The sequence below is a fragment of the Shigella sp. FC1967 genome, from assembly GCF_001743005.1.
Lineage (GTDB): Bacteria > Pseudomonadota > Gammaproteobacteria > Enterobacterales > Enterobacteriaceae > Proteus.
This window is the reverse complement of the sequence record NZ_MIIZ01000555.1, coordinates 1-8,541: the sequence shown is the minus strand read 5'-3', so window position 1 is coordinate 8,541 and position 8,541 is coordinate 1. Positions and strand designations below refer to the sequence as shown.

The window sequence follows — 8,541 nt, the reverse complement described above, 5'->3', positions numbered from 1 at the left end:
CCATTGATTTGGTGATAAGACAGATCACTAACAAAGGTTTCACCACTAAATTCCCACACACCTGCTTCGCGATATTGAGCTTCACAGATCTCGTCTAAAGAACGACCTTCCCAGAATGGAACAATCTCTTCGCGAATAACTTTTTTTGTCTTCTTCTGAAATTTGGAATGGATCTTGTGGACGTGTGCTCATGGTATCGAGTTCATCACGAACCCAGCGCCATGCGATATCAGGAGAGAAAGCACCTGCACGCGCTTTTCCACAAGGATGTCCAACTATCAGCTCTTCATCTTGAATTAAGATAGGTGCAGTTTCACATGCACGACGGAATGCTTTAGCGCGCAGTAAAATCGGTGGCAAACCTGGGTTATTTCGGACGATTTCAGTAAATGCTAGTGCCCTGTAAATAGAGACACTTGGACGTGCTTCTAAGTAGCGATTACGTAAGCGTTGTAAGCGAGGCGTTAACCCTTCCATCACCTTGAATTCGCCCGCATCAGCATTTGATGTAACAAAGTGTGCAGAAGGAGCGGCGTATTGAGGCTGTGAATTCGCACGACCATTATATAAACGCACTTGCAGTGAACTGTGTAAGGTTGACAGATTAGTGCGAGCGGATAACAGCATCTCTGACAGTTCGTTAATGCTGACACGTGGATCGTTGATATCAACACCCTGTGTCATTGCATCAAACATGGGATAACCATCAACTTCTTTAGTTGCACGTACTTCTGAAAGTTCAGCTAATTTCAGCCATACACTTTCAACAATTTCATACGCTTGTGCTTGTGTTAAACGACCTTGGTCGATATCACGTTGATAGAATGGATAAAGTGCTTTATCAAATCCCATTGGATTAATGGCATAGCTACCATTTTCTAGATGTAAGACTAATTGCAGTAAATAAAATACTTGAACCGCTTCTTTAAAAGTCTCTGCTGGTTTTGCAGGCACTTTACGTAATATTGCTGCACTATCTAATAATTCGGCTTTACGGTAAGGATTACCTTCCATTGCGGCTAAATTCTCTGCTTTTGCAGACAGAATTTGTGCAAAATACAGTGCTGCATCACATGCATAAATTGCTGATTTACAGTAATTAGCTTCATCCATACTGCTACGATTGACGGCACTACCAATGCTTCTAATTCTGTCTTCAAGCTGTGCTTTGATGGCTAAGAAACCTTGGTTTACCACCAGCATATAATCAGGTGATGCAACGCTATTATTAATACTTAAGAAGCGATAGATAGAGTCGCTACGCACTTCTTCTTCAGTATGAAAAATGGCACCGCGTGGTGTTGATGATTGGCTACCGATAATCAGTTCATCTTGTGCGATATAGCTTGGAAAATGGCGGATAAACTCATAAAAACGTTGCGCAGGTTTAATCGCTTGTGGAACACCTGCAATGCTGTTATCTAATGAATCAAAAATTGTCGCACGCTCTGTACTGATTGAGCTATTGCGTGAAACTAAACGTTCTGCCAGCATTTTTACGCGTGGCGTCAAAGAATATTTGGCCATGTGAGGCTCTCCTGATGTTCTTTACTTGACCTAATCGGTATTTATTCGGTTGAGCATTAGCTGTGTGATACACCGGCAAATGCCTGACGATACAATGTTTCTAATTGGTGTGTGTTCACGTCACGCGGATTTGTCGGTGTACAGCTATCTCGTAAAGCCTGTCCGACCATTTCCGTTAAACGAGCATAAAAGTCCGCTTCACTGACACCGGTATCGCGAATACTCTTCGGCATACCCATTTCATCTTTCAATACATTAATGGCGACGATTAAACTGGTTACCCCTTCTCTTACTGTATTAGCTGGAAGTCCCAAGCTTTGAGCAAGATAGGCGTAACGTTTTGCTGCTTCACTATTACAATCACCATGAAGATTGGCGTTAAAGGCGACAACATGTGTCATCAATAACGCATTTGCACGACCGTGAGGAACGTGGAATACACCGCCTAATGCGTGAGCAAGACTGTGAGTTATCCCCAGCGAGGCGTTAGTAAATGCCATGCCTGCGATACAAGATGCGTTATGCATTTTTTCGCGAGCAAATAAGTTGTCACCTTGATGGTGGCAATCAATAAGATGACCAAAGACTAACTTGACGGCTTTCTCTGCCATCGCATCGGAAAAATCAGATGCGGCTTTAGAAACATAAGCTTCTAGTGCATGACAAAGGACATCCATACCGGTATCTGCCGTAATGGCAGGTGGCACAGATTTCACCAACTCAGGATCGAGAATGGCGACATCAGGCAACATAAACTCATCAACCAAGACCAGTTTTTCATTGTGTGATTTGATCACTGAAAAAGAGGTCACTTCAGAACCCGTACCACTGGTGGTTGGGATCGCAATAAATTGAGGTTTTGTTCTGTTGCTCTCTTTACGGGTATGCCAGAGGGAGTACATAACGGCTTTCGCAGCATCAATCACTGATCCACCACCAAGTGCGATAACCAAGTCTGGATAATGAGCATCCATGATCTTCATACCACTGACGATGGCTGAAATATCGGGATCGGAAGCAACATCATCGTAAATGTGGAAATCAATACCTCGTTGCATTAACTTGTCAGTGACTTTATTTGCAAAGCCAAACTTCACCATTGCTTTATCTGTCACCACAAATGCGCGGCGGGCAGTTAACCCAGAAAGAAAATCCAGTGCATTGGTGCCAAACTGAATTTGGGGTTTTATCAGAAACTCACTCATGTCGTTATTACTCCTTACTGTCCCGATAAACCTTCTCAACAATGGCAACCACTGACATCGCCTTGTAGCGATCTTTGTTCAGCGCAAAGTATTCTTCAGCCAACACAACATCGTTGATACCTGCACCTACACTATCCACTGCAACATACGTTTTGTTTTTCAGTGGCTTAAGCTCATCATCTAAGGTGGCTATCATCAATAAATTGCTACCTTTAAGTTCTGGGCTTTTTTGTGTCGCTACTACGTGTCCGATTACCTTTGCGAGGATCATGGTTTATATCGCCTTATATCAATGAGTTATTTACTCAGACGTCCGAGAACTTCCTTGATAATGCGCTCCACGTTTTCTTCGGTAATATCACCTTGTTCAATCACTTGTTGTGTACAAGCACTGACAGTCGTTGCATAAGGAGATGCACCAAAGCGATCATCACCTTGAACTTGACGTTGTGCAGTGGCACATTCAGCATGAACCGGGGTTAAAGAAGGTGAACGAAAACGGTCATCATCAAGAATGCTGGTCTGGTGATTTGCACTGGAAACAGAGCAAGCAGAAACAGCAGGTTGAGTAACTTCTTGTGCTAAAGGACAAGGTTGTTTCAGCTCTTCAACGGTACGCACGCCATAACCTACTTTACGAATATTCAGTAGATTCATCGGACCAACATTGTCAGAGCTAGAACCACCACCTACAGCCCCACAGCCTAAGGTTAACGCTGGAGTAATATTAGTGGTTGCACCGATGCCACCTAATGCCGCTGGGGTATTAATCAGAATACGGTTAACCGGTTTTTCTAGAGAGAACTGACGAATAACATCTTCATTTTTGGTATGAATAACTAAGGTATGACCTAAGCCTTCGTTAGTCAGTAATTGCACCACGCGATCGCACGCGGATTTCCAATCTTCTTCGATATACATGCCTAAGATTGGGCATAGTTTTTCACGCGAATACGGGTTTTTTGGGGAAACGGTATCTTGTAATGCGATTAATACACGCGTATTCGCGGGTACGCTAAAACCAGCACGCTGACTTAAATAAATCGCATCTTTACCCACAACAGCTGGGTTAATTGTGCCGTTAGCACGCAGTAACATTGAAGCCACTTTTGTTGCTTCTTCGTCATTCATAAAGTAAGCACCTTGCGCTAATAGCTCTCGGTGAACTTCGTTATAAATGCAACGTTCAACAATAATGGATTGCTCTGATGCGCAGATAACGCCGTTATCGAATGTTTTACTGGTGATGATATCGCTCACGGCTTTTTTGATATCTGCACTGCGTTCGATAAAAGCAGGGCCATTACCTGGACCACCACTGATGGTTGGTGTACCTGATGCATAAGCGGCACGCACCATACCTTCACCACCCGTCGCTAAAATTAATGACACATCTTTGCTGTGCATTAATTCTTTGGTCGCTTCTAATGTCAGTAATGTCACACCATCAACAATACCTGCTGGTGCTCCAGCCTCTAAAGCCGCTTTTTTAACAATTTCTAATGCACGGAAACTGCACTGTTTTGCATTTGGATGCGGAGAGAAAATAATCGCATTACCCGCTTTCAGTGCAATTAGGGTTTTATAGATAATGGTTGATGTTGGGTTAGTTGAAGGGACTAACGCCGTGATAACACCTAAAGGCACGCCAACATCCATGACTTTTTTCACTTTATCGTCATTGATAATGCCAACGGTCTTCATGTCTTTCATATGTTCATACACACGCAATGACGCGAAAGTATTCTTCAGAACTTTGTCTTCCCACTTACCAAAGCCTGTTTCTTCGTTCGCCATTTTTGCCAGCTCTTCTGCGTGACGAGCCGCTTCAAATGCAATGTGTTTTACAATGCTGTCGATTTTTTCCTGCGAAAACTTAGCATAAACAAGTTGTGCATTTTTCGCGTTACGAACTAGCTTACGAGCCAGTTGTCTGGATTGCAAATCTTTATCTAATGCAACCATGTCTCCCCCCATACAGGAGTTAAAAAATTTAGCTGAATAACTTATTTCTTTGCTTTACAGCACGCCTGAATAATCAGGCTTTGTGCTGTTGTGCGATTTTCTCGATATCGTTATGCGGTCTTGCAATAACACGAGAAGTCACGACAGTGCCGATACGTTTTGCCGCTTCAACACCTGACTCAACCGCTGCATTGACTGCACCGACATCGCCTTTCACCATTGCTGTCACTAAACCTGAACCGACGTTTTCATAACCAATCAGTTCAACATTGGCTGCTTTGCACATTGCATCAGCAGCTTCAATGCAAGCGACAAGCCCTTTGGTTTCAACTAGACCGAGTGCTTCTTTCATATTTATTTCCTTCGTTATTCAGTCACTTTGTACTGGGCAACGATTTTTTGAATATCGTTATGTGGACGAGCGATGACTAATGAAGTCACAACAGTACCAACACGTTGAGCAGCTTCTAAGCCAGATTCCACAGCGGCTTTAACGGCACCTACATCGCCTTTCACCATTGCAGTCACTAAACCTGAACCCACATTTTCGTAGCCGATTAACTCAACATTTGCCGCTTTACACATCGCGTCTGCAGCTTCGATACAAGCCACCAGCCCTTGAGTTTCAATAAGTCCTAATGCATCACCCATACGTTCTCCTAAGGCAAAAACTATGCCTTGTGTTTGATAACAATTTTGTTGATGTCATTGTGAGGACGAGCAATCACGAGCGATGTAACAACTTCACCCACGCGTTGTGCTGACTCCACACCTGAATCCACAGCAGCTTTCACTGCGCCTACGTCGCCTTTCACCATCGCAGTCACGAGACCTGAACCCACATTTTCATAGCCAATAAGTTCAACGTTCGCGGCTTTACACATAGCGTCAGCGGCTTCAATACATGCCACCAGACCTTTGGTTTCGATCAGACCTAATGCATCACCCATTTTCATTTCCTCCGAGAAGCCGTTTAACGGTTTACGTTTGCCCATTATGTCTGCGTGGTGATTTTTTAAACGCAGACGTTGGTTTCAAAATCACTATAACGCGCAAAAATAAAAACAAAATATAAATCCATAATAACAACGCATATAGAATTTAATTCTGTTATTTAGTGTTTTTTTATCTCTCTATTTATATATCCGTGCTGTTAATTTGTTTTTTTTCATCGTTATAAATTTATTGATTTTCATAAAAAAAAGATGAAAAAATAGCCAAATTAACTTTGTTAGAAGGATGTTGAAAAAGGTGAAAAAAGGCAGTACATATCGACGAGAAAGATGTGCGGAATATCACTGATATTTCAATGTGAGATCAATAATTGGAAAAGCGTAAATCAAGTCTATATACAAATCGTGCTATTTTTTTGTTGATCACATATTTATCAAATTTATATCTTTACGACGGTGTATAAAAAAATAAAGATGAGCACTCTTTACTATAAAAGTCATACCGACAATCCATTGAAATCACGGAATAGGCAAAGAGTTAACATCAGGAATATGTGAGAAGAGATGGTCAATTAAGAGGATAGATATATTGAGTTTTAGATAAACAAAAAGGCGACTATATTAGAGGCCGCCTTGCAAAATAGAATCAGATAATCAGGACGATTAATCGAATTTACTGCCCGGTTTTAAGGTACAAATATAGAGCGGTGAATTGAGTGAACTGAGTAGTAATGTTTTCTCATTTAACTTTTGCGCATTAATAAATAACCCATCATGACTGTCTGACATTTCACGCATAAAATAGTCAAAAATAACGTCTGGAGATTCATCAATTGATGATGCACTGGCATCCCATTGGCTAACAAAATAGTGACGTTCTGTTGGTGAAACACGCTTGGTTGTATAATCAAATTTCACATAGCGTTGTAAATATAACCATCCTGCTTTTGAGGTGGTATAACCTTCAACAACAATAGACCCTTTACCATTAGCGCCAAATGAAAAATGAATATTCCCATTTACATTTTCATCTTCCATATTTTCAAAACGCATAATGCCCTTGGTAGAGCAAACCATGACACCTTCATTTTTAATGGTTAATAATCTTGTTGCTGCATAAGTCGCGACCAAGATAAAAATCAGGGCCGATAAAAAACATAAAAGTTTCCCTGAGATTTTCATTAGTATTTCCAAGAATAGTAAAAGTAATTATCACAATAACTAAATGGATTATCTTCGTTTTTAGCACAGTGCGCTAAAAAATACTCGACCCAATCCATTTGTTTGTAATTTATCACCATAAAAGAAAACAAATCGCTCACCTTTCACACACTGTAAATTAAGCTTCTTTCTTACAGCGTCAAAATTGCGAACATAATTATCACTTACCGCAGAATTAATCATGGCTTCATTAGAAAGTAACTCACAATCATTATGCGTTAATGGTGTCAGTGAAATTGGCTTTGATTGGTGTTGATTAAAAAAGATGATCACCGCAAGAAATACCGCACCTAATAGAAAACCAATGCTGGCTAAATACCAACAAATTTCTGGTTTCTGTTTTTGTTGTGGTGCTTCTTCTTGTATAGGCTCTAAAGGTGTTTGCGTTAAAGATAAAGGTGTCGTTGTTTCAACCACTACTTTGTTTTCATCTTTAACTAGAATAGGTGATCCTTCATTTGTTTGAATTGAAGGTAAGAGCGTTGAATCATCAATGAGTTCAACTGATATATCTGGATTAAACTCTAATCGTCCTTTCGCAATAGTCACAATGATATTTTCAATACCATAATGGCGAAATGTTTTTCGTAATAAACTCAAATATTGGTTTAAATTACTGTTTGATGAAACTAATCCATTATCATCCCAAACACGTTTTAATACTTCATCACGATTAACAACGCCGGGATGCTGAATAAAATAAAAAAGTAACGCATTAGCGGTAATAGAAAGATGAGTATCAACACTCTCTTTTTCTAACGATATCGCGCCATCCGTTGCGTCGTAATAAATTAAGGCATTTATTTTGTATTTCATTGTGCCCTCATTCATCCTGATTAAAATGACTGATTTTCTGTGTTTGCCATATAGTCAAATGTCATTTCAGATAATCTTTCGACTAATGCGCTACGCTCTTCTTGTGAAAGTGTAGGGCCTTCTGTTAGTTCAGATAACCAAAGACCATCTGCTGCATAACGAATTAATGTTCCTAAATAACTATTATCTAATTTATCGCCTTTGGCTAAATGATCTAACATCCAGTCTCGCCAACATTGACGCATAATAGGCTCATTTGGCATAGCTAAAGATAATATGGCTAATTGGCGACTTTCGTCTGACTGTTTTAAATCAGAAATATAAGTTAAATAGGCGCGAGAAAAACGCCCTGCTTCAATCGGATCATTTTCCATAATCACTGCAATGCGACTATCCATAATATCCAATAGCCGTTTAAAGACTGCCTGCACTAATTCTAATTTTCCGGGGAAATGATGAAGTAGACCGCCTTTACTGACTCCTGCTTCTTTTGCCACGGCATTCAAAGAGAGAGAGGCTATTCCTTCATTAGCCACAATAACACTTGCCGCTTCCAATAATTGCTCTTGTACTCGGATAGGGTCTTTTTTTCGGTGATGTGCAGTTGTATTCATGCATAGGATAATACCGACCAGTCGGTATGTTCCTTATTGATCAAAATCAATCTGATTTATACTGATACTTATTATATGTAAATAATGGAGTTGACTTCACATTCCTTTATTTATTAATCAAATTTAATTTAAAAAATTAAATTATTTTACAAGATTGATCGGGACGATTAATTTAAAAAACAAAAGGAGTTTAGAATTTGATTTTTATCAAAAAATCACTTGCATTGATTAACTATTTCA

8 protein-coding genes and 2 pseudogenes are annotated in these 8,541 nt (G+C 40.2%); all 10 read right to left on the bottom strand.

Annotated features, from left to right (window positions below; all coding sequences use genetic code 11):
• Nucleotides 1-1,527, bottom strand: a pseudogene (locus BHE89_RS04820) (pyruvate formate lyase family protein); the annotation flags it as partial.
• A 56-nt stretch (nt 1,528-1,583) separates the two neighbouring features.
• On the bottom strand, nt 1,584-2,732 hold the full coding sequence (locus BHE89_RS04815; RefSeq protein WP_069366977.1) for a 1-propanol dehydrogenase PduQ: 1,149 nt from the start codon (nt 2,730-2,732) through the stop codon (nt 1,584-1,586).
• A gap of 7 nt (nt 2,733-2,739) precedes the next feature.
• Entirely contained in the window at nt 2,740-3,003 is a 264-nt protein-coding gene (locus BHE89_RS04810; protein WP_064721253.1) for a EutN/CcmL family microcompartment protein, read from the bottom strand.
• 26 nt (nt 3,004-3,029) lie between these two features.
• Complete coding sequence (locus tag BHE89_RS04805) at nt 3,030-4,697, bottom strand: acetaldehyde dehydrogenase (acetylating) (protein WP_069730297.1); 1,668 nt, start codon at nt 4,695-4,697, stop codon at nt 3,030-3,032.
• Nucleotides 4,698-4,770: 73 nt separating this feature from the next.
• Nucleotides 4,771-5,049 carry a BMC domain-containing protein gene (locus tag BHE89_RS04800; protein WP_006536328.1) on the bottom strand — a complete coding sequence of 93 codons (279 nt, stop codon included), beginning with the start codon at nt 5,047-5,049 and terminating at the stop codon, nt 4,771-4,773.
• Between the two features lie 14 nt (nt 5,050-5,063).
• On the bottom strand, nt 5,064-5,348 hold the full coding sequence (locus BHE89_RS04795) for a BMC domain-containing protein (protein WP_006536329.1): 285 nt from the start codon (nt 5,346-5,348) through the stop codon (nt 5,064-5,066).
• A 20-nt stretch (nt 5,349-5,368) separates the two neighbouring features.
• Nucleotides 5,369-5,647, bottom strand: a complete 279-nt coding sequence (locus BHE89_RS04790; protein ID WP_004249182.1) for a BMC domain-containing protein — start codon at nt 5,645-5,647, stop codon at nt 5,369-5,371.
• A 666-nt stretch (nt 5,648-6,313) separates the two neighbouring features.
• On the bottom strand, nt 6,314-6,832 hold the full coding sequence (locus BHE89_RS04785) for a FidL-like protein (protein ID WP_006536331.1): 519 nt from the start codon (nt 6,830-6,832) through the stop codon (nt 6,314-6,316).
• Nucleotides 6,832-7,687, bottom strand: a pseudogene (locus BHE89_RS04780) (winged helix-turn-helix domain-containing protein). The gene BHE89_RS04785 and the pseudogene BHE89_RS04780 overlap by 1 nt, the downstream one beginning before the upstream one ends.
• A 20-nt stretch (nt 7,688-7,707) precedes the next feature.
• Nucleotides 7,708-8,301 carry a TetR/AcrR family transcriptional regulator gene (locus tag BHE89_RS04775; protein ID WP_069366981.1) on the bottom strand — a complete coding sequence of 198 codons (594 nt, stop codon included), beginning with the start codon at nt 8,299-8,301 and terminating at the stop codon, nt 7,708-7,710.
• Between the last annotated feature and the right edge of the window lie 240 nt (nt 8,302-8,541).

Excerpts from the sequence above, each read along its gene's own strand:
- BHE89_RS04815 (WP_069366977.1), bottom strand. The coding sequence starts at position 2,732 with ATGAGTGAGTTTCTGATAAAACCCCAAATTCAGTTTGGCACCAATGCA.
- BHE89_RS04810 (WP_064721253.1), bottom strand. The coding sequence starts at position 3,003 with ATGATCCTCGCAAAGGTAATCGGACACGTAGTAGCGACACAAAAAAGC.
- BHE89_RS04805 (WP_069730297.1), bottom strand. The coding sequence starts at position 4,697 with ATGGTTGCATTAGATAAAGATTTGCAATCCAGACAACTGGCTCGTAAG.
- BHE89_RS04800 (WP_006536328.1), bottom strand. The coding sequence starts at position 5,049 with ATGAAAGAAGCACTCGGTCTAGTTGAAACCAAAGGGCTTGTCGCTTGC.
- BHE89_RS04795 (WP_006536329.1), bottom strand. The coding sequence starts at position 5,348 with ATGGGTGATGCATTAGGACTTATTGAAACTCAAGGGCTGGTGGCTTGT.
- BHE89_RS04790 (WP_004249182.1), bottom strand. The coding sequence starts at position 5,647 with ATGGGTGATGCATTAGGTCTGATCGAAACCAAAGGTCTGGTGGCATGT.
- BHE89_RS04785 (WP_006536331.1), bottom strand. The coding sequence starts at position 6,832 with ATGAAAATCTCAGGGAAACTTTTATGTTTTTTATCGGCCCTGATTTTT.
- BHE89_RS04775 (WP_069366981.1), bottom strand. The coding sequence starts at position 8,301 with ATGAATACAACTGCACATCACCGAAAAAAAGACCCTATCCGAGTACAA.